The organism is Brachybacterium sp. AOP29-B2-41 (genome assembly GCF_052378395.1).
In the GTDB taxonomy this organism is placed as follows: domain Bacteria; phylum Actinomycetota; class Actinomycetes; order Actinomycetales; family Dermabacteraceae; genus Brachybacterium.
Map to the genome: position 1 here is coordinate 147,947 of NZ_JBQSXR010000008.1, position 24,015 is coordinate 171,961.

The following is a 24,015-nucleotide window of genomic DNA, read 5'->3' on the forward strand; positions in this document are numbered from 1 at the left end:
TCTGGCGGATCAGCCCTAGGTTTCAGGTGGTTGGTGCGGGACTCTCCGAGGGGGAGAGGCACCGGCACGAGGCTCACGCAGGGCGGGAGCTGCTGGATCGACGGTGGGGGCCGACGGTCCGGCAGCGGGGGACCCCGCCGCTGCCCGCCTCGTGACCGGTGCGCACCACCGTTGGCTCTGACAGGCAATCCATCGGGGGCCAGAGGGAAAGGGCCGACGTCAGAAGATCAGCACTGGGGGATCAGCGCCATAGGGTCAGAGCCGCACGAGCCCCTGGACGAGCGAGAGCAGCGCTCCGAGCATCGCGATCACGATCACCCAGCGCATCGCCCGGGCGCCGTGCACCCAGCGGGCCAGCACATTCCCGCCGAGCAGCCCGACCGCGAGCAGCCCCATCAGCACCGCCCATCCGGCGATCGGCAGCGTGGGCAGTGACCATTTCGCGAGCAGGGCGGCCACGCCGAGCACCGCGAAGTGCAGCTGGGCGGTGGCGGCGAAGCTGCGATGCTCCCATTGGGTGGCCAGCGCGTAGACCACCAGTCCCGGCCCGCCCACCCCGGCGGTCACGTTCATCAGGCCCGAGGCGAACCCGCCGCCGGCACCCGTCCAGAGGGAGTTCGGCACCTGCAGCGACCGCGACCCGACGGTGAACAGCAGGCCCACGATCACCAGCAGGCTGATCGCGACCGCGAGCACCGCGGGAGGCAGCCACAGCACCAGCAGCGCGCCGGGGATCGTGCCGACGATCCCTGCCGGCACCACGCGGGCCGCACGCTTCCAGTCCAGGTCCGCGTGGACCACGGCGAGGTTCAGCAGCGCCGCGACGATCCCGCACACGTTGGTGACCAGGATTCCCTCGAAGGGGCCCAGCGCCATCACCAGGAACGGGGAGGAGAGCAGCGCGAAGCCCATCCCGGTGGTGCGCACCGCCACCGCACCGGCCAGGACGGCCAGCGCAGCCAGGCCCAGCTGCCACCACTCGGGATCGATCACGCAGGTCAGAGTACGCGTTGGCGGTGGGCGCCCGGACCGGCGGAGCAGTGACCTTGTGCCCTCGAACTCGCGCCTGTGCGGGGATAGCTTCGAGGTACGAGCACTGCTCGATGCGGTGCACTCACAGGAGGTCTGTCATGACCCGTACCTACATCATCACCGGCGCCGCCTCGGGCATCGGAGCGAAGACTGCCGAGCTGCTGCGGGAGCAGGGCCAGACGGTCGTGGGCGTCGATCTGCAGGGCGTCGAGGTCTCCGCGGATCTCTCCACCCCGGCCGGTCGGGCTGAGGGTGCACGCCAGGCGCTCGAGGCGGCAGGCGGCATCGTCGACGCGGTGATCCCGTCGGCCGGCCTCGCACTGCCGAAGCCCGTCACTGCCGCGGTGAACTACTTCGGGATGACGGAGTTCCTCCAGGCGCTGCAGCCGGCGCTGGCCCGGTCCGAGGCGCCGCGGGTCGCGCTGGTCTCCTCGATGTCCTCCCTGCAGCCGCTGGACCCGCAGCTGCTGGAGGCCTTCATGGCGGACGACGAGGCCGCCTCGCTCGCCCGGGCCGAGGAGCTGGCCGCTGATCCCCTCACCGGGAACCTCATCTACGCCTCCTCGAAGCGGGCGATTTCCCGCTGGGTGCGCCGTGAGGCACCCGGGCAGGCCTGGGCCGGAGCCGGCATCCCGCTGAACGCCGTCGCCCCCGGCATCGTGATCACGCCGATGACCCGCGACATGCTGGCGGATCCGCAGTACGCCGCGTTCCTGGACATGGTGGTGCCGATGCCGTTGAACGGTCACCAGGACGCCGAGAGCGTGGCTCGCCTGCTGATGTGGCTGACGTCGGTGGAGAACTCCCACTGCTGCGGCCAGACCTTCTACACCGACGGCGGCGCTGATGCGGTGCTGCGGGGCGATGACGTGTGGGGTTGGAACGACGAGGCGATCACCGCGAAGTTCGCCGCGTTCAGCGCCTGAGTTCCCCCGCCTCCGGGACTGGAGGAGAGCGGCGCGCCCCCGCGGGCACGAGTGCCGGCGGCGCCCCGTCCGTCACTGCGCGGGGCCCAGCAGCGCGAACGCCGCGCTCACCGCGGCCTCGGTGGCGATGCGGAGCGTCGGCTGCTGATCCGGGGCCCAGAGCGGGGAGTGGTTCGGGGCGGCAACGCGTCCCTCGGCGTAGGCGCCGGTACCCCAGTAGCAGTACGGGACCCCGAAGGCGGCGGGGATGGCGGAGAAGTCCTCGGAGGCGGTGGCCGGGTCCATGTGTTCCACCTGGTCCTCCCCGAACTGGCCCACGAACGCCTCCCGCACCCGCTCGGCGAGCCCGGGGTCGTTGTCGGTGACGGGATAGCGGTTGAACTGCTCGAACTGCGCCGGCTCCGGGGAGCGGGCCGCCTCGCACTCGGCGTTCACGATCCGCTGGGTGCCTTCGACCAGGTGATCGAGGATCTGGTCGCTGTAGGCACGGAAGTTCAGCGCCAGCTCGGCCCGGTCCGGGATGATGTTCGCGCTGGTCCCGGCGTGGAGGGCGCCGACGGTGACCACCCCGAAGTCCCCGGGCGCGATCTCGCGGGCCACCAGGGTCTGGAGCCGGGTGACGATCGCGGCGGCGAGCACCACCGGGTCCACGCCCAGGTGCGGCATCGAGCCCTGGGAGCCTGCGCCGTGCACGATCACCCGCATCGACACCGAGGAGCTCAGCACCGGGCCGGGCGCGACGGCGACCTTCCCCGCCCGTACCCGAACCCGGTCAGCTGCGCGGTGACGATCCCGCGGGTGCGCTCCTCGAGCATCGAGAGCTCAGGGTGGCGGTGCAGGTCCTCGAACAGCGGCCCCTGCCAGGCGGCGTAGCTCTCCAGCGCGCCGGTCATACGGTCGGTCAGGGTGGTCATGAGAGAACTTTCCCGGCTCCGCAGAGCGGCCGGAACGGCCGACGGAACGAGAGCACTTCCGGGGACGCGGGCATGCTTCCGCACCCGAGCGTATCGACCCTCGCACGGGCTGCGGATCCGTCCATGTGATTCGCCTGACCCGGGCCTCTTCCCCCTTTCGCACAGCCCTTCTCGGCCCTACTGTTGTCGCGAGCACGAAAGATGCATGGAAACAGTGTCTGATCAGGCGGTACTCAACCTTGGGTGCCGTGCTCCCATCACATCGAGAAGGAGGGACCCACTATGGAGTCGCGCCATGACCTCACCGTCGGCAACGAGCTGAAGGCTGCCACTGAGACCGGACAGATCCAGGCGGTCCCGATGACCTCGGATGCGGGTGATCAGCCCACCACCTGGCGAAGCAGCCTGGGCGTCACGGCAGCGCTCGTGGCCGCCTTCGTGCTGGTCACTCTCGTGAGTCTCTGAGGGACCGCTGACGGGGGCGCAGCGCACCCCGACGTGCTGCGCCCGGGAAGCACCGCGAAAAGAACTCGCAGGTCGGGAACGGGCTCCGGTAGGTTCCGAGGATCCTGCCGTCTTCCGCCCGAAGGGTCGTCGCTGTGTTCTCCTCCCTCGTCTCCAGTCAGCGGATCCCGGCCGCCCTCACGCCCCACCCCGAGGGGGAGGTGCTGGTCGCCCTCGACCCTGCCCTGACCGGCCTCCGCTCGGTCTCGCTGCTGCGCGTCGAGGGCGAGGCCACACTCCTCTCCCTCTCGCCGGCCCGGGCGGACGAGCTCGGACTCTCCGCGACCGACCGCATCGGGCGCACGGAGCTGAGCGCCCGCCTCGACCGCGCCGGGATGGTGCTCGCCGATCCGGACCACCTGTTCTACCTGCCGCTGACCGAGCAGGCCGCCCTGCGCGAGGAGCCGTGGGAGGGCGCCACCCGTCAGCTGACGGACGCCGATGCCGCAGTGTTCGCGGAGTTCACGGCCCAGGCACCCGAGGATGACCTGGACGAGGCCTTCGTCGAGCTCGACCATTGGCTCGTGGTCGGCACGTTCAGCGGTGACCGGCTGGTCTCCGCGGCGAGCATGTACCCGTGGGGCGAAACCCTGCTGGCCGATCTCGGGGTGATCACGCTGCCGGAGTTCCGCGGTCGCGGGCTGGGCCGCGCGACCGTCCGCGCGATCAGCGCTGCCGCGCTGGCCCGGGGCTACGAGCCGCAGTACCGCTGCCAGCTGGAGAACACCGCCTCCGCGGCGCTCGCGCGCGCTGCGGGCTTCGCGCTCTTCGGTGTCTGGGAAGGCCTGGAATCCGCGGGCTGAGCGGGGGCTTGGTCCCGTCGGCTGTCAGCCCTACGACCTACTCTTGTCGTAGGCACAGAAAGTGAGGAGCGGGCGGCACCGGCCGGCTCCGCGATGAACCCTCGTGCCCTTCCCCCGTGAGCACGAAGGACCTCCCCTGGACACGCGACCGACTCTTCCCCTCGGCCCTCTCTCCACCCACGACTGCACAGACCTCACTCCGCGCGCAGCCCGGCGCCGCGCGGTGTCGCTGCTGGGCATGCTGCTTGCCGCGCTGGTGCTGCTCGGGCCGCTGAGCGCCTGCGGGCCGACGGGCATGGCACGGGACACTGAGGTCGCGGGCGACTCCCGCTCTGTCGAGCAGAGCTCTCCTGCACCGGTCCACTCACCCACCCCGGAGCAGACCATCCCCGCGGAGAGGCCTGCGGCCGAGACCCCCTCCACCACGCCAGAGCCGGAGCAGACCACTGCTGCGCCGACCGTCGAGTCCACCCCCGAGGCTGCTGACGGCACGGCGCTGGCGATGCTGACCGGTCTCGAGGAGAAGGGCCGCGCCCCGAAGACCGGCTACGACCGCGCCTCCTTCGGCTGGCGCGACGACACCGACCGCAACGGCTGCGACACCCGCAACGACATCCTGCGCCGTGACCTGCACCAGATCACTCTGCAATCCGGCACCGACGGCTGCGTGGTGCTGCGCGGCACCCTCGCCTCCCCGTTCAGTGGCGACACCATCGCCTTCGACCGCACGGACTCCACGATCGACATCGACCACCTGGTGGCGCTCTCCGACGCCTGGCAGACCGGCGCCGCCGGCTGGGACGAGCACCGCAAGCGCGAGTTCGCCAACGACCCGCTGAACCTGCTGGCCGTCGAATCCAGCCTGAACCGGCAGAAGGGCGACGGCGACGCCGCCACCTGGCTGCCGCCGAAGAAGGACTACCGCTGCGAGTACGTGGCCCGGCAGATCTCGGTGAAGGACAAGTACGGGCTGTGGGTCAAACCCGCCGAGGCCGACGCGATGGAGCGCGTGCTCGGCGACTGCGAGGGCTTCCACGCGATCACGGGCACGCACGGCTGGCCCGGGACCGGCGACGGCGACGTGGTGGGAACCGAGGCCCAGTCGCCGACGGAGCCCGCCTCTGCACCCGGCCCCGTACCGACGACGGACCCCGCGCCCGCACCCGTGAAGGAAGACGGCGGCAGCGTCCACTTCAAGAACTGCGACGCCGCCCGCGCGGCCGGCGCCGCCCCGGTCCGCGTGGGCGATCCCGGCTACCGCAAGGGCCTGGACCGCGACGGCGACGGGGTGGGCTGCGAATGACCGACCTCGCCTGAGCGCGGCCCCGGGCCAGGGGCCGCGCTCCGGCAATCACCCACCGAGAAGAGTTCAGCCCCCGGCGCCGCCGTGTGCCGGCGCCGCGCGGGGACGGACTCAGACGGCGAGCTGCGGGTACACGACCTCGACCGGAGCCGACAGCCCCGCCTTGGCCCTCACCGAGGTCTCGTCCGCGAGGACTTCGTGCTTCCCCGCCTCGGTCGCATCGAACACCGCGGCGACGAGCACGGCGGGGTCGACCTTCTCGTCCTCGGTGTGGGCGGCCATGGCGGTGTCGACCCAGCCCACATGCACGCCGACCACCTGGACCCCGGCGGGCTGCAGCTCGAGGCGCAGCGAGTTCGTCGAGGACCACAGGGCGGCCTTGGTCGCCGAGTAGATTCCGGCGGTGGCGTACCAGGACAGTGCCGAGTGGAGGTTGATGATCGCTGTGCCGCACTGCTTCGCGGACAGGAGCGGCGCGACGGCACGGGTCAGGAACAGCGGGCCGAGGAAGTTGGTCTCCACGCTCCGGCGGATCTCCTCCTCGGTGTGGGCGAGCAGGCCGGCGCTCGGCACGGAGATGCCAGCGTTGTTGATCAGCACCGTCACGTCGGATGCGACCTCGACCACGGCCTGGATCGAGGCGGGGTCGGTGACGTCGAGGGCGAGCGGCACGATCCGCTCGTCCTCCCACTCCCGCGGGTTCCGCGCGGTGGCGTACACCTTCGCGGCGCCCCGGGCGAGCGCCTCGCGCACGAAGTGGGTGCCGATGCCCCCGTTCGCACCGGTGACGAGGACGGCGGCTCCATCGAGTGCAGTCATGAGCAGTTCTCACTTTCGATCTGTAGGTGGCTGTGCCAGGCGGGGCGGGGCGCGGTCAGGCGCGAACGAGGGTCGGGTAGTCGATGTACCCGTCGGCCCCGCCGACGTAGAGGGTGGCGGGATCGACGTCGTTGAACGGCGCATCGGAGCGCAGTCGCTCGACGACGTCGGGGTTCGCGAGCGCGAAGCGCCCCAGCGGCGCCATGTCCGCCAGGCCCGCGTCGATGTCCGCGGCGATGGCGTCGCGATCGCGACCGTAACGGACGACGAGCAGCGCGGTGGGCCACACCTCGCGCAGTGAACGCAGCAGCTCGTCATCGCCGATGTGGTGGACGTGCAGGTAGGCGAGGTGCAGCGGGGCCAGCTCGCCCACGAGGTAGCGGTACTGGGCGCGGACGGCCTCGGGATCGCCCTCGTCGAGCCCGCCGAGCGGGAAGGCCGGGGAGATGCGGATGCCGGTGCGGTCCGCACCGATCTCGTCGGCGACGGCCCGGGCGACCTCGACGGTGAGCCGGGCCCGGTTCTCGATCGCGCCGCCGTACTGGTCGGTGCGGTGGTTCGCGTTCGATGCGAGGAACTGGTGCAGCAGGTAGCCGTTGGCGGCGTGGATCTCCACCCCGTCCGCACCGGCGGCGATCGCGGAGGCGGCGGCGTGCCGGAACTCCTCGATTACGCCCGGGATCTCCTCGGTGGCGAGCGCGCGGGGCACAGGCATCTTCTCGACGCCGTGAGCGGTGTGGATGTCCTGCTCCGCGGAGATCGCCGAGGGGGCGACAGGCTCGCGGTGGTGCGGGGTGTTGTCGGGATGGGCGATCCGGCCGGCGTGCATCAGCTGGAGGAAGAGGTGCCCGCCCTCCTCGTGGACGGCGTCCGCGACCTCGCGCCAGCCCTCGATCTGCTCGGGCGTGTGGATGCCCGGGGTGTTGGCGTAGCCCTGGCCGCCCGCCGAGGGCTGGGTGCCCTCGCTGATCAGCAGGCCCAGCGAGGCGCGCTGGCGGTAGTAGGTCGCGGCGTGCTCGCCGGGGGTGCCGTCGGGGTTGGCGCGGTTGCGGGTCATGGGCGCCAGCGCGAGGCGGTGCGGGAGCTCGAGCCGGCCGAGGGTGAGGGGCTGCCAGAGGGAAGTGGTGGTCATGAGGTACAGGAATCCTTGACGTGGAACGGATCGCCGCTGCCTCCGTAGGCGGCCGGGTGGCCGCGGTGCGGGGTGGGAGGATGTGCTCGTGCACTTCCGAGTCCACACAACAGTGACTACGCTCAGAACTGAGATGAGTCAGAGTTTATTCCCCAAGGAGAGAGAATGTCAGGGGTGACCCCACCGCTCGGGCGTCGCGAGCGCAACAAGCAGGCCAAGCTCGAGCGCATCACCGCCGCCGCGAGCGAGCTGTTCGCCGAGCACGGCGTCGAGGAGGTCACCACCCAGCAGATCGCCGACGCCGCGGACATCGGCGCCGGAACCCTGTTCCTGTACGCGCGGACCAAGGGTGAGCTGCTGCTCCTGGTGCAGAACACCCACTACGCCGCGGCGCTCGAACGTGGGCGCACCGCGGCCGCGGCCGCAGGGACGGCGCTCGATGGCCTGATGGCCCTGCTCACCCCTGTCGTGCACTGCAATCGCGTCCAGATCGACAACGGCCGCACCTACCTGCGGGAGATGGTCTTCGGTGACCCGAGCGAGCCGCACCATGCGGAGGCGCTGTCCATCGTCGGGCAGACCGAGGCTGCCGCCGCCGACATGCTGGTCGAGAAGGCGGGGATGCCCGCCGAGCAGGCGGCGACCCTCGCCCACGTGGTCTCGGCGATCATGTTCGTGGAGCTCGGCGCGACCCTCAACGCGGGATCGAGCATCGAGGAGCTCCTGGCGAGCCTCCGGGCGCAGATCGCCGCGATCCTCCCCGCCGGCCGGGAGGTCTGAGCCGATGAGCACCACGCCCGAGCAGAGCCCGACCGACGAGCGGTCGCGCACGATCCACTACCAGGTGCCCGGGAAGGACAAGCGGGCGCTGTTCGCCCGGTCCGGGCTCGAGCAGCTGCGCGCCGTCGCCGCGGGGGAGTCCCCGGCCCCGCCGATCGGCAGCCACATCGGGCTCGACGTCGTCTCCGTGGCCGAGGGGGATGTGGTGATGACGGCGGTGCCGGACGACTCGCACTACAACCCCATCGGCTCCGTGCACGGCGGGTTCTTCGCCACCGTCCTGGACTCCGCCTGCGGGTGCGCGGTCCACTCGACCCTCCCGGCCGGGGTGGGCTACACCAGCCTGGAGCTCAAGGTGTCCTTCCTGCGCCCGATCACGGCGGAGACGGGCGCCGTCACCGCCCACGGCTGGGTCACCCGCGCCGGCCGCAGCGCCGCCTTCGCCGAGGCTGACATCCGGGACGCCGACGGTCGGATCCTCGCCACCGCGTCCAGCACCTGCCTGATCGTCCGCCCGGAGCCCGCCGCGTGATCTCCTGCCGCAGGGCCTGAGGAGCAGTGGTCACTCGGCGGTGATCACTCGGCGGTGATCACTCGGTGGTGATCACCCGGCGGCGATGACCACCTTCCCGCGGGATCCGCCCTGGGTGAGCGATTCGAGGGCCTGCGGGGTCTCGTCGAAGGGGAACGTCCTGCCGACGACGGGCCGCAGCACGCCCTCGTCGACCAGGGTGGCGATCGTGCGGAGCTGCTCGCCGCTGGCCTCCATGAACAGGAACTCGTAGGTGACGCCGAGCTTCTTCGCCTGCCTGCGGATCTTCCCGCTCAGGCCCGCGACGGCCAGGCGCACGACGGGGTTCAGGCCGACCTTCTTCGCGAAGGCCGGGTCCGGCGGGCCGGAGATCCCGATCGCCGTGCCGCCCGGGCGCAGCACCCGCAGGGACTTCTTGAGGTTCTCCCCGCCGAGGCTGTCCAGCACCAGGTCGTAGCCGGAGAGCTCTGCCGCGAAGTCCTGGGTGCGGTAGTCGATCACGACGTCCGCCCCCAGCTCGCGCACGAAGTCCGCGTTCCTGCCCGAGGCGGTCGTGGCGACATGGGCGCCGAGGTGCTTCGCGAGCTGGATCGAGATCGATCCCACGCCGCCGGCACCGGCGTGGATCAGGACCTGCTGGCCCGGCTGGACCTTCCCGCGGACCACGAGCGCCTGCCAGGCGGTCTGGGCCACGAGCGGCAGTGACGCCGCCTCGACCAGGCTGATCGAGGCGGGCGCGGGGGCGATGTCGGCCTGATCGACCGCGATGCGCTCCGCGAAGGTGCCGATGCGGTGATCGCGGGGCCGGGCGAACACCGCATCGCCCGGCGCGAAGCCCTGCACCTGCGCGCCGACGCGCACCACGGTCCCGGCGACGTCGTGCCCCAGGATCAGCGGGGCCCGGTACGGGAGGATGGCCTTGAACTCGCCCTCCCGGATCTTCTCGTCCAGCTGGTTCACCCCGGCGGCGGCGACCTCGATCAGCACGTCGTGCGCGCCGACGACGGGCTCGGGCACCTCGACCTCGTGCAGGGGCTGATGGTAGCTGTCGAACGCGAAGGCGCGCATGGTCTCTCCTCGAGGATCGATGGGGCGCGTCGACGAACCACGCCCGTATAGAGTCCAGTCAATCATGAGTGCACTCAGTAAGCGTGTCAAGGGGATCGTCCGCGGTGGTCCGGCGCGGCGATCGTCCAGGTGTCCGCGATGAGGCGAGCGTTCACCCCTTCAGTCGCGGGTCCAGCCCGTACTGGGGCGGGGCGCCGAGGTGGTCGCGCAGGGTCGTGCCCTCGTAGTCCTCGTGGAAGAGCCCGCGCTCCTGCAGGATCGGCACCACGCCGTCGACGAACGTGTCGATGCCGTCCGCGTAGACGTCCGGGGAGACCCAGAAGCCGTCGACCGCTCCGGCTTCGAACCACTCCTGCATGTGGTCCGCTGTGACCTCCGGCGGGCCGACGGGGGTGGGGTGGTAGTCGATCACCCCATGGGCGAGGACCTCCAGCAGGGTCCATCCCTGCTGGGCGACCTCGAACGCCCGCGGGGCGCGCGGGTCGAAGGGGGAGGGCCGTGCGACCGCGAGCTGCTCGGGAGCGAGCGGTCGATCGATCTGCTCGGGGTGCAGGTCGAGGCCGAGCATCTGGCCGAGGTACGGCACGCGTTGGGGCGCTTGGTGCTCGCCGAGCTGCAGCCGGCGGTCGACGGCCTCGCGCACGGTCGGGGCGATCGCTGGCATGAGGCCGGCGAAGAACGAGATCTCGTCGGGGTCGCGGCCGGCGGCGCGGGCGGCGTCCCGGGCGGCCTCACGCTGCGCGCGGGCGTCCTCGAGGGAGAACGTGGAGCCGATGACCCCGCTCGCGTAGCGGCCCGCGATGGTCAGTCCGTTGGCGCCGCCGCCCGCGGAGAACAGCACGGGCTGGCCCTGCTCCGTCGGAGGGATGGGGAGGGGCCCGCGGGAGGAGTAGTGCTCGCCGGCGAGGTTGATCGGCGCGATCCTGTCCGGGTCGAGGAACCGGCCGTGCTCGACGTCGAAGGTCAGGGCATTGGGTTCCCAGCTGCCCCAGAGCGCCTGCACGATCTGGATCGACTCGTGGGCCTTCTGGTAGCGCTCGGGGCGGTCGGCGACCTGCTGACCGAAGTTGGCCGCCGCCGCCGGGCTCGAGGTGGTCGCCGGGTTCCATCCCGCGCGGCCGTGGCTGAGCAGGTCGAGAGTCTTGAACTGCCGGGCGATGGAGTAGGGCTCCATGAAGGTGGTCGAGGCGGTGGCGACCATGCCGATTCTCGACGTGCCCCGCGCGACGGCGGCGAGGGTCAGGAACGGGTCGAAGGAGAACACGGGTGCCTCGCCCGGCTGGAAGTTGTCGATGCCGGGGGTGTCGGGCAGGAAGAGGAAGTGGAACTTCCCGCGCTCGGCCGCCTGTGCGTGGCGCACGTAGGCGTCGAAGTCGGTGTAGCCCTCCCGGGTGGAATGGGGGGAGCGCCAGGCGGTCGCCTGCGCGCCGTAGGTGGTGCCGAGCTGCATGCCGAGCAGGATCTTGCGGTCTGTCATGGTGTCTCCGATCGAGGGGTCAGTGCGTGAGTCAGTGCGTGGGTCAGCGGGCGAGTCGGTGCGTGCGGCTGTCGAAGAACACGAGGGGGAGCTGCTCCTCGTCGCGCTCGAGCTCGAGCACCCGCAGCAGGGTCAGGACGTGGTCGCCGGCGTCCACCTCGTCGACGAGCTCGACGGTGAGGCGGGCGAGGCTGTCGCCGAGGTGCGCGGCCTGGCCATCGGTGGTGACCTCGAGGCCCTCGAAGCGCGTCCGGGAAGGGCGGCGAAGGGCGCTGAGGGTGTCGTCGCCGGTCTCCGCGAGCAGGCTGATGCCCCACCGCGGTGCGGTGCGCAGCTGCGGCCAGGTGGTCGAGGTCTTCGCGAAGGAGACGGAGACGAGCGGCGGGTCGAGCGAGACCGAGGTGAAGGAGTTCGCGGAGAGCCCGACGACGCGCCCCTGGACCACTGCGGCCACCACGGCGATGCCGGTCGGGTATCCGGCCATGACCTGTCGCAGCAGGCGGGGCGGGAGGGCAGGCTGGGGGTGTTCGGGAGCTTCCGGGGGCTGTGTCGTGGACGTCATGGGATGATCCTCTTTCCTTCACATCACTGTGAAGGTCAAGGGTGCGGGCGGCAGGATCTGCGTCACGTCGACGATCCGACCTTGACATTGACATAGATGAGAAGGTTGCAGACTGGTCCCAGCGGAGCGGCAGGCGCCCGCACGACCTGAGGAGAATCCCATGACCAGCATCGGCATCATCGGCAGCGGCTCGATCGGCGCGGGGCTCGCCCGCCTCGCCGTCGCCGCAGGCCACGACGTCCTGATCGCGAACTCCCGAGGGCCTGAGACGCTCACCGATCTCGTGGGCGAACTCGGCGCGGGCGCGCACGCGGGCACCACCGAGGAGGCCGCCGGATACGGGGACCTCACCGTCCTCGCCATCCCGCTGTCGGCCTACGGGTCCCTGCCCCTCGACGTGCTCGACGGCCGCACCGTGCTCTCGACCGGGAACTACTACCCGAGCCGTGACGGACGAATCGCCGCGCTGGACTCCCTGGACCTCACCACCGCCGAGTACGAGGAGACGCTGATCCCCGGAGCGGTGATCGTCAAGGCCTTCAACAACATCGTCGCCCATCACATCCCCTCGCTGGCGCGCCCCGCCCAGGCCGCCGATCGCTCGGGCATGGCCGTCTTCGGCGACTCCGAGAAGGCGAAGGAGATCGTCTCCGAGGCCATCGCGGCCTTCGGGTTCGATCCGGTCGACGCGGGCACGCTCGCGCAGTCCTGGAGGGCAGAACCCGAATCGGGCGCCTACACGCTGATCTACGCCGCCGATCCCGAGTCCTTCTTCGAGAACTTCACGGCGGATACCGGCAGCCCCGTCCCGGCGGCGCGCCTGCGCGAGCTGATCGCCGCCTCCACCCGCCCGGCGGTCGCCGAGCGCGAGTTCTGAGCAGAGGAGAGCGCCCATGAAGATCGGTGAGCTGGCCACGCGGACCGGAGTGCCCACGCGCATGCTGAGGTACTACGAGGAGCAGCGGCTCATCATGCCGCGGCGCCTCGAGAACGGCTACCGGGAGTACGACGAGACCCTCGTGGGCCGCGTGCGCAAGATCCGCGGCCTGCTCGATGCCGGGATCCCCACGCGGATCATCGGCGACATGCTCCCCTGCCTCCACGAGACCGAGGCCACCGTGGTGGCGGATCCCGACCCGGAGCTGCGCGCGCTGCTCGTCGAGCAGCGGGACAAGATGTCCGAGCGGATCCTGTTCCTCTCGCAGAACCGGGACGCCCTGACCCAGTACATCGAGGCGATGGACCGCGCCGGCGCGGAGCTCGCGGTGCGCTGACGGGCCCTGCCCCGGCAGGGCGGGAAGGATCCGAGGCCCTCCTGCGTTCGACCCAGGACGCCACACCCAGGGAGGAACCCACACATGATCGGCATCGATCTGACCGGCCGCACAGCATTCGTCAGCGGCTCCACGCAGGGCATCGGACTCGCGATCGCGCGGCGGCTCGCAGAGGCCGGCGCCCGCGTCGCTGTCAACGGCCGCACGGCGGAGCGGGTCGAGGAGGCGCTGACCTCGCTCGTCGCGGCGGGCATCGCGCCCGAGCTCCTGCTCGCCGCCCCGGGGGACGTCACCACGGACGAGGGCCTGCAGACCGCGCTCGACGCGTCAGGGGAGGTGGAGATCCTGGTCAACAACCTCGGCATCTTCGGCGCCGCACAGGCGCTCGAGGTCACGGACGCCGAATGGCAGCGTTACTGGGACGTGAACGTCATGTCCGCGGTGCGGCTGATCCGCGCCACCCTCCCGCAGATGAAGGAGGCTGGCTGGGGCCGGGTCCTGAACATCGCGAGCGACTCCGCGATCGTCACCCCGGCGGAGATGATCCACTACGGCGTCTCCAAGACGGCGCTGCTGGCCGTCTCCCGCGGCTTCGCGAAGGACGCCGCCGGCACCGGGGTCACAGTGAACTCCGTGATCGCCGGCCCCACCTACACCGAGGGCGTGCAGGACTTCGTCTACCAGCTCGTGGATCCGCAGCTGCCGTGGGCGGAGGCGGAGGCGGAGTTCATGCGCCTGTACCGCCCGCAGTCGCTCGTGCAGCGGCTGATCCGCCCCGAGGAGATCGCGAACATGGTCGTCTACCTGTCCTCGCCGCTGGCCTCGGCCACCACCGGCGGGGCGCTGCGCGTGGACGGCGGATACACGGACGCGATCCTGCCCTGAGGCCCGGCGCGGTGCGGGCCGACGGCGCCCCTCGGGCCTGCTCGACCGGTGTGCTCAGGCCGTCGAACCGGTCCGCTCGTGCGGTGTGCGCGACCCCGCCTGCACCGCACGGGGGACCCCGAGCGTCGAGGTGACGACCGCCGCGACGGTGAAGGGGACCATGCCCAGGGCGAGCATGGCGGTGCCGGTGCCGCCGCCGAAGTCGAGCCCCTCGTGGGTGAGGACCAGCTGGGCCCCGGTCTGGAAGGCGGTGTGGAACCCGATGGACATCCACACCGAGCCGGTGATCAGGCGCAGCCAGCCGAACCCGATCCCCATCGTGAAGAACAAGGAGAGGTCCACCGGATCCCAGCTCTGCCGCAGGAGCGCTCCGAACAGCGTGAACAGCAGCGCTTGGGCGACGATGACCCACCATCCGCGGGCGACCGTTCCGAGGGTGTGCGTCACATAGCCGCGGAACACCACTTCCTCGGGGATAGCCTCGCTGACCAGCACCGCGAGGAGGACCAGGAGCACTGTCCGGGCGAGATCGGACCCCGGCACAGTGACGGCGAGCGGGGCGCCGAGGAGTCCGAGCACACCGAACGTCGCCGCCGCTGGGACCGCCCACAGCAGCGCACCCCACACGGCGAGCCGCCACCCGGCGCGCGGGCTCGTCAGCCCGGCATCACTCATCCGCCGATGATCCGCGACGCGGACCAGCAGGAGGATCACGGCGAAAGTCAGGGCGCTGAGTCCCACTCCGACAGCGATCCGGAGCGCGAGCGTCGTCGGGTCCGAGAGGCCGCGTGCGGTGGGCAGCAGGGCCGGCAGGAGGGCCAGCCCTGCACCGAGCGGGAGCACCGCGAGCATGATCCTCCACGCCGCGGAGGTGAGCCGCCGGGGCTGTGCGGCCTCGGACTCGTCGGTCACGTCCACGGGAGCGTTCACCTTCCGATCGTGCTGAGCGTCGAGTGGGGCGGCCCGCCGCGGTACGACGGACCAGCACCGAGGATCCGCCGTTGAGCCTACCGATCACCGAGGTCACCGCACCTCCTCCGGAAGTAGGAGACGCGGCGCCACGAGCGGCCTGCCGACTTCATGCCGCTCAGCCTGCTTGCCACGGTGGGGCCGATGCTGTTTTCTGTGGGCGAAGCCGACCTGCTACGACACGACGACAGAGAAGACCTCATGACGGACCACGCCTTGACGTTCGATGCCCTGCTCGCGCTCGAGCACCGCGGCTGGGAGGCACTCACCCGACATGAGGGCGGCAGCTTCTACGGCGAGCTGATGACGGCCGACGCACTGATGATCCTCGTCAACGGCATGGTGCTCGACCGGGACACGATCGCGGAGACCCTGAACGAGTCACCGGCCTGGAGCACCTTCTCCCTCGAGGAGGCGCGCCTGGTCTCGACGGGGGAGGCGAGCGCCGCGCTGGTCTACCGGGCCATTGCCTCCCGCGATGGAGAAGACGAGCCCTTCGTCGCCCTGATGTCGAGCCACTACACGCTCGTGGACGGCAGGCCCGCGCTCACCCTCTACCAGCAGACCACCGTGACTCACTGATGGGTGCGGCTGCTTCGCGTGGACGCAGGTTCACGGACGCGATCCCGCACTGAGAGCTGTTCGGCTTGCGAGTCGGCGCAGCAGCGGCAGCTCAACCCGATTCCCGTATGAACAGTCAGGAGTGCATGCGCGCCGTGGTCGGGCACGCATGCACTCCTGAGGACATCTCGTCGAGATGGGGCTCAGCGACTCGTCTCGGCGAGGAGGCGTCGCTCCTCCTGGACCAAAGCGCCCACGCGCTGGCGATCGGCCCGGCCCCAGGTCTCCTTGGTCACCAGGATGCCGACCAGGCCGACGCCTGCTGCCGCCATGTAGAGCATGGCCGCCCCGGGCCACCCGAACACACCGGCCAGCGCGGCGGCGAGCAGGGGAGCGAAGCCTCCGAGCGCAGCCGCGAGCTGGTACCCGAGGGAAGCGCCCGAGGTGCGGGTGCTGGTACGGAACTGCTCTGTGAGCAGCGATCCCTGTACGCCGGTGAGTGAAGCGTGGATCAGGCCGATGCCGATGATGAACACCATCGCGACCATGAGTGGTTCCCCGTCATTGGTGAGCAGGTACATCGGGAAGGCGAACAGCATCGCGGTGATGCAGGCGGTGATGTAGATGGGGCGTCGCCCGACCCTGTCGGACAGGCTTCCCGCGAGGAACGTCACGAAGATCGCGATGACGCTGGCTGCGGTGAGCGCCCCGAGTGCGACCGGCCTCAGCGCCGGGTCACGCTCGGCGATGTAGTTGAGGAAGTACGTGGCGGTCGAGTAGTAGGCGAAGGATTCTGCGATGCGCAGCGAGATCACGCGGAGGATGCCACGCCAGTCGTTCTTCAGGGTGGCGAGGAACGGATTCTTTTCGATCTTTCCGGTGGCCTGCGCCTCCTGGAATTCCGGGGACTCGGACAGGCGCGAGCGCACGAAGAGCGCGGCGATCACCAGCACGGAGCTCAGCAGGAACGGAACCCGCCACTTCCAGTCGCCCTCGAGGTTGGCCGACAGTGCGAACATGCCACTGGCCAGGGCGATTCCCAGAGGATTGCCGGCCTGTGGGATCGCGGCGAACATGCCACGGCGATTCCACGGCGCGTGCTCGTACGCCATCGTGATGGCGCCGCCCCACTCAGCACCGAAGGCCAGGCCCTGCACCATGCGGATGAGGGTGAGGATGATCGGTGCCGCGATGCCGATCTGCGCGTAGGTCGGCATGAGGCCGATCGCGAACGTGGCCGCCCCCATGACGATCATCGCGCCGACGAGGACAGGCTTACGGCCGAACTTGTCACCGAGGTAGCCGCCGACGGCCCCACCGATGGGACGCATCACGAAGCCGACGGCGAGAGTGGTGAAGGCGAGCAACGTGCTCACCAGCGGGTCTTCGGAGGGGAAGAAGACCGGGCCGAAGTACAGGGCGGCGGCGGTGCCGTAGGCGATGAAGTCGTAGTTCTCGACGCTGGTGCCGACGCCGGCGGCGATGGCGGTCTTCAACCGGTCTTTCGTGCCGAGGGCGCTGCGGGTCGGAGGGGCGGCTGTGGTGGTCATCGGATCTCCTTTGATCGGTGCCGGAGGTTCGGCGGAGTCAGTTCTCTGGTGGGGTGGAGCTGAATCTGGGCATGACGGGATGGGGACCTGACGGGACCTCGGTCAGACGTGAGGTACCGCTGTCCGCGGTGTGGTGGGGTCTGTCAGCTCTCAGTCGGTCGCAGAACGCCTGTCGAGTGCGTTGAGCTTCGCGACGCGACGGCGGGTGTCCTCGTCGTCGTCGAAAGTGGCCCCGAGGAACTCCTGCACGATGCTCGGAATGAGAGCACGCGGGACGAGCCAGGCACCCATGGCGATCGCATTGGCGTCGTCATGCTCGACGGCCTGGTGCGCGGAGTACGGCTCGTGCGCGAGGCCGCAGCGGATTCCGGTCAGCTTGTTGGCCGCCATGATGGCGCCCTGGCCGGTCCCGCAGACGAGCACCGCGCGATCAGCATCGCCTCGCTGGACCACCTCGCAGGTGTTGCGGGTGATGTCTGGGAAGTCGACGGCTTCCGTGCCATCGGTCCCGCAATCGATGACCTGGTGACCGAGAGCTTCGATGGCGGCCCGGACTTCAGCCTTCAGGGGGAATCCGGCATGGTCGGCGCCGAGCGAAACGATCATTCAGCAGTCCTCTCTTCGTTGTCGCGAGATTGTGTGACCTCGCGGTGGTGGGGGATGGAGGCAGCGGCACCCGGGCGGGTGACCGCCAGGGAGCCGGCGATCGAGGCCGTCCGGAGATGCTCGGAGAGCGGCGCGCGGCGTCCGAGGCCGGCGGCGAGGTACCCGACGAAGGTGTCGCCGGCCGCGGTCGTGTCCACGGCGCGTACGGCCCGTGCAGCTTCTCTGCCTGAGACGCCACCGACTCTGTACGCGGCCCCGTCGGCTCCGAGAGTGCAGACCACGTCAACGTCCAGGTAGTCGGCGACGGCGCGGATCTGGGCCTCGACCTCGGCAGCCGGCAGTGACAGCATCGAAGCGATCGCGGTGAGTTCGTGCTCATTCACGACGAGCAGGTCCGCGTCGATGATCAGCTCATCGACGGACTCCGGTGCCGGCGCCGCATTCCAGACGACGGTCGCCCCGGTGGCGCGGGCGGCCCGTGCGGCCAGCCGCGAGGTCGCGCTCGGGATTTCGTTCTGCAGGAGGATCACGTCACCTGCGGTGAGTGCGGAGCAGGCCTCCCGCACGGCCTCATCCGGGATCTGGTGGTTCGCGCCGGGCACCACGATGATCGAGTTCTCCCCGCCGTCATCGACCAGCACGAGGGCGCGCCCACTGGGGACGTCCTCCCGGCGGACGAGGTGCTCGGTGTCGATGCCCTCGGCATCCAGAGAGTCCAGGATCCACTGCGCGCTGTCCGTTCCGACCGCGCCGACGAACCGCACTGCGGCGCCGGCGCGTGCGGCTGCAACGGCCTGGTTGGCGCCCTTCCCGCCCAGCTCGGTCACCAGGGAGTGGGCGCTCACGGTTTCTCCTGGCCCGGGGTGCCGGGTCAGCCGAAGGGAGTCGTCCACATTGATGCTGCCGATCACGGTGATGGAGGCGCGGTTCATCGGAGGGCTCCTGCGCGGTCGACGAACGTCGTGGGGACCCGGGTCGACGTGGCTTCGCGCCCATTGATCAGGTCCACGAGCCCGGCGACGCCGAGGCGCCCGATCGCGTGAGCGTCGTTGTGGACTGCGCTGATGGGCGGGTCGGAGAACTCGAACCATTCGAGGTCGTCGAAGGAGACCAGTTCGATCTTCGAGGCCGCCTCGACGCCGAGCCGTTCGCGCAGCGCGCGGAAGACTCCCAGCGTGGTCGGACCATTCGCGCCGAACACGGCAGTGGGATGCACGCCGCGGTCCAGGATCCGCAGCATCGCGTCCGCCGCGCCCTCAGCGAGGAAGTCGCCGGTGTCGACGAAGGCATCATCGGTGCTGATGCCGTGGGACTGCCGACCGGCGAGGTATGCCCTCATCCGCTCAGCACCGGTGGAGATGGTGGAGGGTCCGCCGACGAAGGCGACCTCGCGGTGGTGTCTCTGCTGGAGCCACGCCAGGACGGAGGCGACCCCCTCGGCGTCGTCGGTGCCGATCATCGGCGCGTCGAGGCCCTCGAGGGTTCGGTTCAAGAGGATCAGCGGCAGCCCGGACTCCGAGAGGGCGGAGACCTGAGGGGACAGCTCCCCCTGGGGGGCGAGGAGGAGCCCGTCGATGCGCTGAGAGGCGAAGATGCGCAGGTACTCGTCGACCTGGTCCTGGTCCTCGTTGGCGTTCGCCAGCAGCACCGTGTAGCCGAGGCGGCGCGCTTCCTGCTCCGCGGCGTGGGCGAGCTTCGCGAAGAACTCATTGCGGATGTCCGAGACGAGCAGCCCCAGCACGTCAGTGCGGGAGCGGCGCAGGGAGCGGGCGGGGCCGTTGGCGATGTAGTTCAATGCCGCCGCGGCAGCGAGGACCCGAGTGCGTGAGTCCAGCGATGTCTGCGGGCTGCCGCTGAGAACGCGCGATGCGGTCCCGAGGGAGACGCCGGCCTTGGCCGCCACTTCCTTGATCGTTGCCATGATCCTCACTCCGTCGTGGAAACGTTTCCATGGTGGAAACGATTCCAGAGTAAATCAGGGAGCGACGGAGCGCAAGAGGAGGGCTGAGCCTGATTCGCTCACTGATCGTCCGGTCTGGTGCGTACCCATCTCCCGGGGTCGCCGCTTGACACGAGAGCATTTCCTGAGACGACCCAGCTCACGCCGGTGTCGCCAACCTTCTCCAAGAGGTGTTCTGTCACGCCGCCGTCGAGCCCTACCCGATCGTGAACTGCACATGCTTCCCGCGCGGTCTCTAGAGCGGAGGCGTTGAATGGCGCTCCGGCAGTCCCGGGCTGAATGGACATCACCAGCACATCCACCGTCCGGTCGAGATCCGGCACCGAATGCCCTCCCATCACAGCTACACCTGCTCGGGACCCGCACCGGCGAATGAGCGCCAGCACCTCGTCGAGATCAGGGGCATCATCGTGAACGATGACCAAGTCGCAGAATGCCGCCCACACTGCAACTTCCATGAGCGGTTCGGAGACCATCAGATGGGCTTCGGAGCGTGCGGATACTGCCTCGGAGATGTTGCGCGCGTCGGCCGCGGTTATGCCGCCCGCGGGAGCGTAGACGCCGTCAGCGCGATCCCAATGGAATCGGTTGATACCGGCGTCTCTGAGGCGCCGAGCTTCATCGTGGCGCGCCTCAGGAGGGGTGGACCACAGCGATGCCGCAACTTCGGGGCGTGCGGTCATCGCTGAGCGCGAGCGGCATGATCGCGCTGCGGGATGAACGGCATCTGGAGCATTGCCTCCGCGCAACGCCGACCTGTCACGAGGTCTGTGATCAGGGCCGACTGCGCGACAGCGTGGACCGCACGGGCCTTCTCGGCTTCGGCCGCAACGGCGATGACGCGCGGCACACGAGCGAGTTGGCGGGTCGAGATCGTCAGGCAGCGCTCTGCGAAGCCCGGCAGCAGTCCACCGTTCTCGGTGATCAGGGTGCCGCCGACCTCGGCAACGACTCCTTGAGCTTCGAACTCGTCACGTTCATAAGGAGGCAGGGCGTCCCGCAACTGGGAGATGGGCGGGTCCCAAGAGCCGACGGCGAGGACCGCGACGTCGATCACGTCGAAGTACTCGATGACGCGCGCGATGTCCGGCTGGCGGCGCAGGGTGGAGGCAGTTAGCGCGTCGTCAAGAACCAGTGGAGCGAAGATCGCGTGCGCCTTGCCGCCGGCACTCTCCGAAACCCGGCGCAGTACCTCCACGGGCGATTCACTGACGTCGGACCCGACTGTTCCAGTCAATGCAACGACGTTGACCGACGGAAGCTCCGTGAGGTGCTCGGTCATCGCAGTAATAGTTCTCCCCCAAGCCATTCCTACGGTATCGCCGCCCTGTACCGCTTCCTTGAGAAGGATCGCAGCTGCGCCGCCGACGTCAGAACGCATCTCCGGGATCGAGTTGCGTCCATCGACAACGACGCAGCGCGCCAGACCCAGGTGTGCAGCAAGCCGTTGCGACAGGTCAGGGTCGACCCGCCCGGATTCGTCGATCGTGATGGTGACGACGCCCGAGGTGCGCGCTTCGTCGATGAGCCGGGCGACTTTGAACCGTGAGAGGTTCAGTTCCTGTCCTATCTCGCTCTTCGACCGCGACTCGAAGTAGTGGAGCCGGGCCACTCTTGCCAGAAGGGCGCGATCAGTCGTCGACACCCCGTTCGGAATGCTCATATGAGCACGTCCCCTCTCATCTGTAACGCCTGAGTCATCGTTTGCTCTTGCCAACTCTGTGACCCACGTCTACTATCAAACCACATGAGCAGTCTACTGCTCGTATGAGCAACCCGCTAGGAGGCGGAATATGTCGCTAAGGCGCATACCTGACGAGGCTGGCATCGCCGCGATCTTGATTGTGGTAGTCCTTGTCCTCTCTCTGTTGTCACCCAGCTTCCGAACTGCAGGCAACTTTGAAGTGTTGCTGGTGAACGGCATGGTCGTCGCTCTCCTTGCGATGGGACAGTCGTTCGTACTGCTCACCGGTGGCATCGACCTTTCCACGGGATCCACCCTCGCTCTGACCGGCATGTCAGCTGCTCTTGGGATGCAGGCGGGGCTCCCGTGGTGGGCGGCCGCAGTGGCGGCGATCGGTGTTGGCGTCCTGGTGGGCCTCATCAACGGCACCTTTGTCCACTACCTGAAGTTGCCACCATTCATCGCCACTTTCTCCATGTTCGGTATCGCCGGAGCCCTGCCGATGATCCTCACGGGCGCCGCTTCCATCACTGTCGCTGACAACACTTTCGCCTTCTTCGGCCGGGGGGGAATCTTTGGCATCCCGACGCCCATCCTGATGGTCGCCGTGGTTGCCGTGGTGTTCACTCTGATGCTGACGAGGACCGGTACCGGCGTGCACATCTACGCACTCGGCGGCAATAAGGAGACGGCTCGTCTGGCGGGAATCAATACTGCCCGGACCACTTTGCTCGTCTACGCCATCTCAGGTGCATGTGCGGCATTGGCGGGTGTTGTCACCACATCACGACTCATGGTCGGCTATCCCTCGGCAGGATCGGGCAATGAACTGTTCTACTCCATCGCCGCGGCAGTCGTCGGCGGAGTGAGCTTGTTCGGAGGCGTCGGCACCATCGGTGGCGCTCTCCTGGGCGCTCTATTGATCGCAGCCGTCTCCAATGGCATGAATGTCGTCGGTGTCAACAGCTTCTGGCAGCCCCTGGTCATCGGCGTGATCATCCTGGCGGGCGTCAGCCTCGACACCTACCGACGGAACATGACGGCTTCCAGATCCGCCAGCACTTTAATCGCCAATTTGTTCCGTGGGCCGAAAGCCGCTCCGGCCCGAGCCTGAACTCCGCTGGACCCCGACCAATCCGTTACATCATCGAATCGACATGTGCTCGAAGGAGAGTCCCATGACCCGAATCCGCGTTCCCTTCCTTTTTGCCGCCGCTGCGGCACTGGTCCTTTCAGGCTGTTCATCGGTCATCGACACCGGCACGGGTGACTCCGGTGAGGCAGGAGGGGGAGATGCCGCAAGCACACTTCCCGCCGCGTGCGAAGAGGAGAATCCCTACGTTGCCGTCAGCCTGCCGAACCTGACCAACCCCTACTACGTGGCCATGAAGAATGGATTCGAGAAGGGCGGCGAGGCCAACGGCTTCGATGTCGAGGTGCAGATCGCAGGCGACGACGATGCCCAGCAGCTCTCTCAGGTGCAGGCCATGCTGCAGAAGCAGCCCTGCGCTCTGGCATTGAACCCCGTGAAGTCCGAGCCGGCCGCCGGGATCGTCAAGGCCGCTAATGACGCAGGCGTCCCTGTCTTCACGGTGAACGTGATCGTCGACGAAGAGGCCCTCGAAGCTCAGGGTGCAAGCATCATTCAGTACCTAGGTGCGGACAACCAGGCCGGTGGCCAGGCGATGGGTGAGCAGGTGCTCGCAGACATGGGTGCCGAGGAGCCCATGGAGATCGCGTTCATCACCGAGCCGGACGAACGCCCGGTGGTAATTCGAGATGAAGGCTTCACCGAGGCGATCGAGGCTAATCCTCAGGCCGAGATCGTCGCTCAGGTCGACGGCAATGTGAAGCCGGATGATTCGCTGGCAGCTACGGGCGAAGTTCTGCAGGGCAATCCGGACGTCAACGTGGTCTGGGCGTCGACCGGCCCCGCCACTTATGGGGCGCTTCAGGCCATCGGTGATCGCGACGACGTGAAGGTCTACGGGTTCTGCGCGTCAGAGGAGCCGCTCGAGGGCGCCTATGCGGGATGTGTGGCGCAGGAGCCCGAGCTGTACGGCACGAATGTCACTGAACAGATCCGTGCGTATGTCGAAGGTGAGGATGTCGAGGAAGAGATCCTCATGCCTCTGAAGAAGTTCGGGCCCGGCGAGACTCCGGCGCCGGGAGAGGTCGGATGACAATGACGACCACTTCTGACGAATCACTCTCGCTGCAAGCCATCACCAAGTCCTTCAGCACTGTGAAAGTGCTGAAGGGTATCGATCTTGCGATCCCCGCAGGCAGCGTCACGGGACTGGTCGGGCACAACGGTGCCGGCAAGTCAACGTTGATGCGAGTGCTATCGGGTGCTCATGAGGCCGATTCCGGCAGCGTCATGGTGAACGGGACGAAGATGCAGCTGGGCTCGCCGACGGTGGCTCTCGCTGCCGGGATCTCGACGGTCTACCAAGAACTGAGTCTGCTCCCGAACCTCACCGTGATGCAGAACGTGTTCCTCGGTCGCGAGATTCGTCGGGCCGGGAACCTCGCCAAGACGGAGATGCGACAGCGCACTCGTGCTCTCGCAGAGCGGCTAAATCTCGATGTGGACCCGGACGTGAAGCTCGCTCGCTATTCGGTCGCCACACGGCAGCTGCTCGAGGTCGCTATCGCGATCGAACGTGACGCG

27 protein-coding genes and 1 pseudogene are annotated in these 24,015 nt (G+C 68.9%); 13 read left to right on the top strand and 15 right to left on the bottom strand.

From position 1 onward, the window contains the following. Positions 1 to 255: 255 nt before the first annotated feature. Positions 256 to 993 carry a TSUP family transporter gene (locus tag ACT3T9_RS09895; protein WP_444601489.1) on the bottom strand — a complete coding sequence of 246 codons (738 nt, stop codon included), beginning with the start codon at positions 991 to 993 and terminating at the stop codon, positions 256 to 258. 137 nt (positions 994 to 1,130) lie between these two features. Here ACT3T9_RS09895 and ACT3T9_RS09900 point away from each other — a divergent pair, with 137 nt between their 5' ends. Continuing rightward, positions 1,131 to 1,958 carry an SDR family oxidoreductase gene (locus tag ACT3T9_RS09900; protein ID WP_444606496.1) on the top strand — a complete coding sequence of 276 codons (828 nt, stop codon included), beginning with the start codon at positions 1,131 to 1,133 and terminating at the stop codon, positions 1,956 to 1,958. A 72-nt stretch (positions 1,959 to 2,030) separates the two neighbouring features. On the opposite strand, the gene ACT3T9_RS09905 is transcribed toward ACT3T9_RS09900, so the two are convergent. Further along, on the bottom strand, positions 2,031 to 2,663 hold the full coding sequence (locus tag ACT3T9_RS09905) for a M20/M25/M40 family metallo-hydrolase (RefSeq protein ID WP_444606531.1): 633 nt from the start codon (positions 2,661 to 2,663) through the stop codon (positions 2,031 to 2,033). A 14-nt stretch (positions 2,664 to 2,677) separates the two neighbouring features. Continuing rightward, positions 2,678 to 2,872: a hypothetical protein gene (locus tag ACT3T9_RS09910; protein WP_444606497.1), complete on the bottom strand. Its 195-nt coding sequence runs from the start codon at positions 2,870 to 2,872 to the stop codon at positions 2,678 to 2,680. A gap of 282 nt (positions 2,873 to 3,154) precedes the next feature. Here ACT3T9_RS09910 and ACT3T9_RS09915 point away from each other — a divergent pair, with 282 nt between their 5' ends. The 3 genes from ACT3T9_RS09915 to ACT3T9_RS09925 all read left to right on the top strand — a co-directional run bounded on the left by ACT3T9_RS09915 (position 3,155) and on the right by ACT3T9_RS09925 (position 5,482). Beyond that, complete coding sequence (locus ACT3T9_RS09915; RefSeq protein ID WP_299301539.1) at positions 3,155 to 3,337, top strand: hypothetical protein; 183 nt, start codon at positions 3,155 to 3,157, stop codon at positions 3,335 to 3,337. A gap of 134 nt (positions 3,338 to 3,471) precedes the next feature. Then, positions 3,472 to 4,179: a GNAT family N-acetyltransferase gene (locus ACT3T9_RS09920; protein ID WP_444606498.1), complete on the top strand. Its 708-nt coding sequence runs from the start codon at positions 3,472 to 3,474 to the stop codon at positions 4,177 to 4,179. A gap of 103 nt (positions 4,180 to 4,282) precedes the next feature. After that, the gene (locus ACT3T9_RS09925) at positions 4,283 to 5,482 is read left to right on the top strand and encodes a GmrSD restriction endonuclease domain-containing protein (protein ID WP_444606499.1); all 1,200 of its coding nucleotides are present in this window, start codon (positions 4,283 to 4,285) and stop codon (positions 5,480 to 5,482) included. A 111-nt stretch (positions 5,483 to 5,593) separates the two neighbouring features. On the opposite strand, the gene ACT3T9_RS09930 is transcribed toward ACT3T9_RS09925, so the two are convergent. Next, on the bottom strand, positions 5,594 to 6,301 hold the full coding sequence (locus ACT3T9_RS09930) for an SDR family oxidoreductase (RefSeq protein WP_444606500.1): 708 nt from the start codon (positions 6,299 to 6,301) through the stop codon (positions 5,594 to 5,596). A 55-nt stretch (positions 6,302 to 6,356) separates the two neighbouring features. After that, positions 6,357 to 7,433 carry an alkene reductase gene (locus ACT3T9_RS09935; RefSeq protein ID WP_444606501.1) on the bottom strand — a complete coding sequence of 359 codons (1,077 nt, stop codon included), beginning with the start codon at positions 7,431 to 7,433 and terminating at the stop codon, positions 6,357 to 6,359. Between the two features lie 165 nt (positions 7,434 to 7,598). Between ACT3T9_RS09935 and ACT3T9_RS09940 the strand changes: the two genes are divergently transcribed. Both ACT3T9_RS09940 and ACT3T9_RS09945 read left to right on the top strand, forming a co-directional pair. After that, positions 7,599 to 8,213, top strand: coding sequence for a TetR/AcrR family transcriptional regulator (locus ACT3T9_RS09940; protein ID WP_444606502.1), 615 nt, complete (start codon positions 7,599 to 7,601; stop codon positions 8,211 to 8,213). 4 nt (positions 8,214 to 8,217) lie between these two features. After that, a complete protein-coding gene (locus tag ACT3T9_RS09945; protein WP_444606503.1) occupies positions 8,218 to 8,745 on the top strand; it encodes a PaaI family thioesterase in 528 nt (175 codons plus the stop codon). A 72-nt stretch (positions 8,746 to 8,817) separates the two neighbouring features. Here ACT3T9_RS09945 and ACT3T9_RS09950 read toward each other — a convergent pair whose 3' ends face one another. The 3 genes from ACT3T9_RS09950 to ACT3T9_RS09960 all read right to left on the bottom strand — a co-directional run bounded on the left by ACT3T9_RS09950 (position 8,818) and on the right by ACT3T9_RS09960 (position 11,852). After that, a complete protein-coding gene (locus tag ACT3T9_RS09950; protein ID WP_444606504.1) occupies positions 8,818 to 9,813 on the bottom strand; it encodes an NADP-dependent oxidoreductase in 996 nt (331 codons plus the stop codon). A 151-nt stretch (positions 9,814 to 9,964) separates the two neighbouring features. Further along, complete coding sequence (locus tag ACT3T9_RS09955) at positions 9,965 to 11,290, bottom strand: NtaA/DmoA family FMN-dependent monooxygenase (protein ID WP_444606505.1); 1,326 nt, start codon at positions 11,288 to 11,290, stop codon at positions 9,965 to 9,967. 43 nt (positions 11,291 to 11,333) lie between these two features. After that, positions 11,334 to 11,852, bottom strand: a complete 519-nt coding sequence (locus tag ACT3T9_RS09960) for a flavin reductase family protein (protein WP_444606506.1) — start codon at positions 11,850 to 11,852, stop codon at positions 11,334 to 11,336. Positions 11,853 to 12,012: 160 nt separating this feature from the next. On the opposite strand from ACT3T9_RS09960, the gene ACT3T9_RS09965 reads away from it, so the two are divergent. The 3 genes from ACT3T9_RS09965 (at position 12,013) to ACT3T9_RS09975 (ending at position 14,011) form a co-directional block, all read left to right on the top strand. Next, on the top strand, positions 12,013 to 12,729 hold the full coding sequence (locus ACT3T9_RS09965; protein ID WP_444606507.1) for an NADPH-dependent F420 reductase: 717 nt from the start codon (positions 12,013 to 12,015) through the stop codon (positions 12,727 to 12,729). 16 nt (positions 12,730 to 12,745) lie between these two features. After that, the gene (locus ACT3T9_RS09970; protein ID WP_444606508.1) at positions 12,746 to 13,126 is read left to right on the top strand and encodes a MerR family transcriptional regulator; all 381 of its coding nucleotides are present in this window, start codon (positions 12,746 to 12,748) and stop codon (positions 13,124 to 13,126) included. Between the two features lie 87 nt (positions 13,127 to 13,213). Further along, a complete protein-coding gene (locus ACT3T9_RS09975; protein ID WP_444606532.1) occupies positions 13,214 to 14,011 on the top strand; it encodes an SDR family NAD(P)-dependent oxidoreductase in 798 nt (265 codons plus the stop codon). A gap of 54 nt (positions 14,012 to 14,065) precedes the next feature. Here the strand turns inward: ACT3T9_RS09975 and ACT3T9_RS09980 are convergent, their stop codons facing one another. Further along, entirely contained in the window at positions 14,066 to 14,941 is an 876-nt protein-coding gene (locus tag ACT3T9_RS09980) for a lysostaphin resistance A-like protein (RefSeq protein WP_444606509.1), read from the bottom strand. Between the two features lie 240 nt (positions 14,942 to 15,181). On the opposite strand from ACT3T9_RS09980, the gene ACT3T9_RS09985 reads away from it, so the two are divergent. Further along, complete coding sequence (locus ACT3T9_RS09985; protein ID WP_444606510.1) at positions 15,182 to 15,562, top strand: nuclear transport factor 2 family protein; 381 nt, start codon at positions 15,182 to 15,184, stop codon at positions 15,560 to 15,562. 182 nt (positions 15,563 to 15,744) lie between these two features. Here the strand turns inward: ACT3T9_RS09985 and ACT3T9_RS09990 are convergent, their stop codons facing one another. The 6 genes from ACT3T9_RS09990 to ACT3T9_RS10015 form a co-directional block, all read right to left on the bottom strand. After that, the gene (locus ACT3T9_RS09990) at positions 15,745 to 17,091 is read right to left on the bottom strand and encodes an MFS transporter (protein WP_444606511.1); all 1,347 of its coding nucleotides are present in this window, start codon (positions 17,089 to 17,091) and stop codon (positions 15,745 to 15,747) included. A 150-nt stretch (positions 17,092 to 17,241) separates the two neighbouring features. Next, a complete protein-coding gene (locus tag ACT3T9_RS09995; protein WP_444606512.1) occupies positions 17,242 to 17,697 on the bottom strand; it encodes an RpiB/LacA/LacB family sugar-phosphate isomerase in 456 nt (151 codons plus the stop codon). Beyond that, positions 17,694 to 18,629: a ribokinase gene (locus tag ACT3T9_RS10000; RefSeq protein WP_444606513.1), complete on the bottom strand. Its 936-nt coding sequence runs from the start codon at positions 18,627 to 18,629 to the stop codon at positions 17,694 to 17,696. The genes ACT3T9_RS09995 and ACT3T9_RS10000 overlap by 4 nt, the downstream gene beginning before the upstream one ends. Continuing rightward, on the bottom strand, positions 18,626 to 19,618 hold the full coding sequence (locus tag ACT3T9_RS10005) for a LacI family DNA-binding transcriptional regulator (protein ID WP_444606514.1): 993 nt from the start codon (positions 19,616 to 19,618) through the stop codon (positions 18,626 to 18,628). Before ACT3T9_RS10005 ends, ACT3T9_RS10000 begins: the two co-directional genes overlap by 4 nt. 98 nt (positions 19,619 to 19,716) lie before the next feature. Next, positions 19,717 to 20,340, bottom strand: a complete 624-nt coding sequence (locus ACT3T9_RS10010) for a hypothetical protein (protein ID WP_444606515.1) — start codon at positions 20,338 to 20,340, stop codon at positions 19,717 to 19,719. After that, on the bottom strand, positions 20,337 to 21,320 hold the full coding sequence (locus ACT3T9_RS10015; protein ID WP_444606516.1) for a sugar-binding transcriptional regulator: 984 nt from the start codon (positions 21,318 to 21,320) through the stop codon (positions 20,337 to 20,339). The genes ACT3T9_RS10010 and ACT3T9_RS10015 overlap by 4 nt, the downstream gene beginning before the upstream one ends. 130 nt (positions 21,321 to 21,450) lie before the next feature. On the opposite strand from ACT3T9_RS10015, the gene ACT3T9_RS10020 reads away from it, so the two are divergent. From ACT3T9_RS10020 to ACT3T9_RS10030, 3 genes and pseudogenes are all read left to right on the top strand, one after another. Further along, complete coding sequence (locus ACT3T9_RS10020) at positions 21,451 to 22,455, top strand: ABC transporter permease (protein ID WP_444606517.1); 1,005 nt, start codon at positions 21,451 to 21,453, stop codon at positions 22,453 to 22,455. Positions 22,456 to 22,519: 64 nt separating this feature from the next. Further along, entirely contained in the window at positions 22,520 to 23,524 is a 1,005-nt protein-coding gene (locus tag ACT3T9_RS10025; protein WP_444606518.1) for a substrate-binding domain-containing protein, read from the top strand. A 122-nt stretch (positions 23,525 to 23,646) separates the two neighbouring features. After that, a pseudogene (locus tag ACT3T9_RS10030) lies at positions 23,647 to 23,985 on the top strand (ATP-binding cassette domain-containing protein); the annotation flags it as partial. Positions 23,986 to 24,015 lie beyond the last annotated feature (30 nt).

Excerpts from the sequence above, each read along its gene's own strand:
- ACT3T9_RS10000 (WP_444606513.1), bottom strand. The coding sequence starts at position 18,629 with ATGAACCGCGCCTCCATCACCGTGATCGGCAGCATCAATGTGGACGAC.
- ACT3T9_RS09940 (WP_444606502.1), top strand. The coding sequence starts at position 7,599 with ATGTCAGGGGTGACCCCACCGCTCGGGCGTCGCGAGCGCAACAAGCAG.
- ACT3T9_RS09990 (WP_444606511.1), bottom strand. The coding sequence starts at position 17,091 with ATGACCACCACAGCCGCCCCTCCGACCCGCAGCGCCCTCGGCACGAAA.
- ACT3T9_RS10025 (WP_444606518.1), top strand. The coding sequence starts at position 22,520 with ATGACCCGAATCCGCGTTCCCTTCCTTTTTGCCGCCGCTGCGGCACTG.
- ACT3T9_RS09965 (WP_444606507.1), top strand. The coding sequence starts at position 12,013 with ATGACCAGCATCGGCATCATCGGCAGCGGCTCGATCGGCGCGGGGCTC.
- ACT3T9_RS10010 (WP_444606515.1), bottom strand. The coding sequence starts at position 20,340 with ATGACCGCACGCCCCGAAGTTGCGGCATCGCTGTGGTCCACCCCTCCT.
- ACT3T9_RS10020 (WP_444606517.1), top strand. The coding sequence starts at position 21,451 with ATGTCGCTAAGGCGCATACCTGACGAGGCTGGCATCGCCGCGATCTTG.
- ACT3T9_RS09970 (WP_444606508.1), top strand. The coding sequence starts at position 12,746 with ATGAAGATCGGTGAGCTGGCCACGCGGACCGGAGTGCCCACGCGCATG.
- ACT3T9_RS09995 (WP_444606512.1), bottom strand. The coding sequence starts at position 17,697 with ATGATCGTTTCGCTCGGCGCCGACCATGCCGGATTCCCCCTGAAGGCT.
- ACT3T9_RS09900 (WP_444606496.1), top strand. The coding sequence starts at position 1,131 with ATGACCCGTACCTACATCATCACCGGCGCCGCCTCGGGCATCGGAGCG.
- ACT3T9_RS09945 (WP_444606503.1), top strand. The coding sequence starts at position 8,218 with ATGAGCACCACGCCCGAGCAGAGCCCGACCGACGAGCGGTCGCGCACG.
- ACT3T9_RS10015 (WP_444606516.1), bottom strand. The coding sequence starts at position 21,320 with ATGAGCATTCCGAACGGGGTGTCGACGACTGATCGCGCCCTTCTGGCA.
- ACT3T9_RS09985 (WP_444606510.1), top strand. The coding sequence starts at position 15,182 with ATGACGGACCACGCCTTGACGTTCGATGCCCTGCTCGCGCTCGAGCAC.
- ACT3T9_RS09960 (WP_444606506.1), bottom strand. The coding sequence starts at position 11,852 with ATGACGTCCACGACACAGCCCCCGGAAGCTCCCGAACACCCCCAGCCT.
- ACT3T9_RS10005 (WP_444606514.1), bottom strand. The coding sequence starts at position 19,618 with ATGGCAACGATCAAGGAAGTGGCGGCCAAGGCCGGCGTCTCCCTCGGG.
- ACT3T9_RS09905 (WP_444606531.1), bottom strand. The coding sequence starts at position 2,663 with ATGCGGGTGATCGTGCACGGCGCAGGCTCCCAGGGCTCGATGCCGCAC.
- ACT3T9_RS09955 (WP_444606505.1), bottom strand. The coding sequence starts at position 11,290 with ATGACAGACCGCAAGATCCTGCTCGGCATGCAGCTCGGCACCACCTAC.
- ACT3T9_RS09935 (WP_444606501.1), bottom strand. The coding sequence starts at position 7,433 with ATGACCACCACTTCCCTCTGGCAGCCCCTCACCCTCGGCCGGCTCGAG.
- ACT3T9_RS09950 (WP_444606504.1), bottom strand. The coding sequence starts at position 9,813 with ATGCGCGCCTTCGCGTTCGACAGCTACCATCAGCCCCTGCACGAGGTC.
- ACT3T9_RS09910 (WP_444606497.1), bottom strand. The coding sequence starts at position 2,872 with ATGACCACCCTGACCGACCGTATGACCGGCGCGCTGGAGAGCTACGCC.
- ACT3T9_RS09930 (WP_444606500.1), bottom strand. The coding sequence starts at position 6,301 with ATGACTGCACTCGATGGAGCCGCCGTCCTCGTCACCGGTGCGAACGGG.
- ACT3T9_RS09915 (WP_299301539.1), top strand. The coding sequence starts at position 3,155 with ATGGAGTCGCGCCATGACCTCACCGTCGGCAACGAGCTGAAGGCTGCC.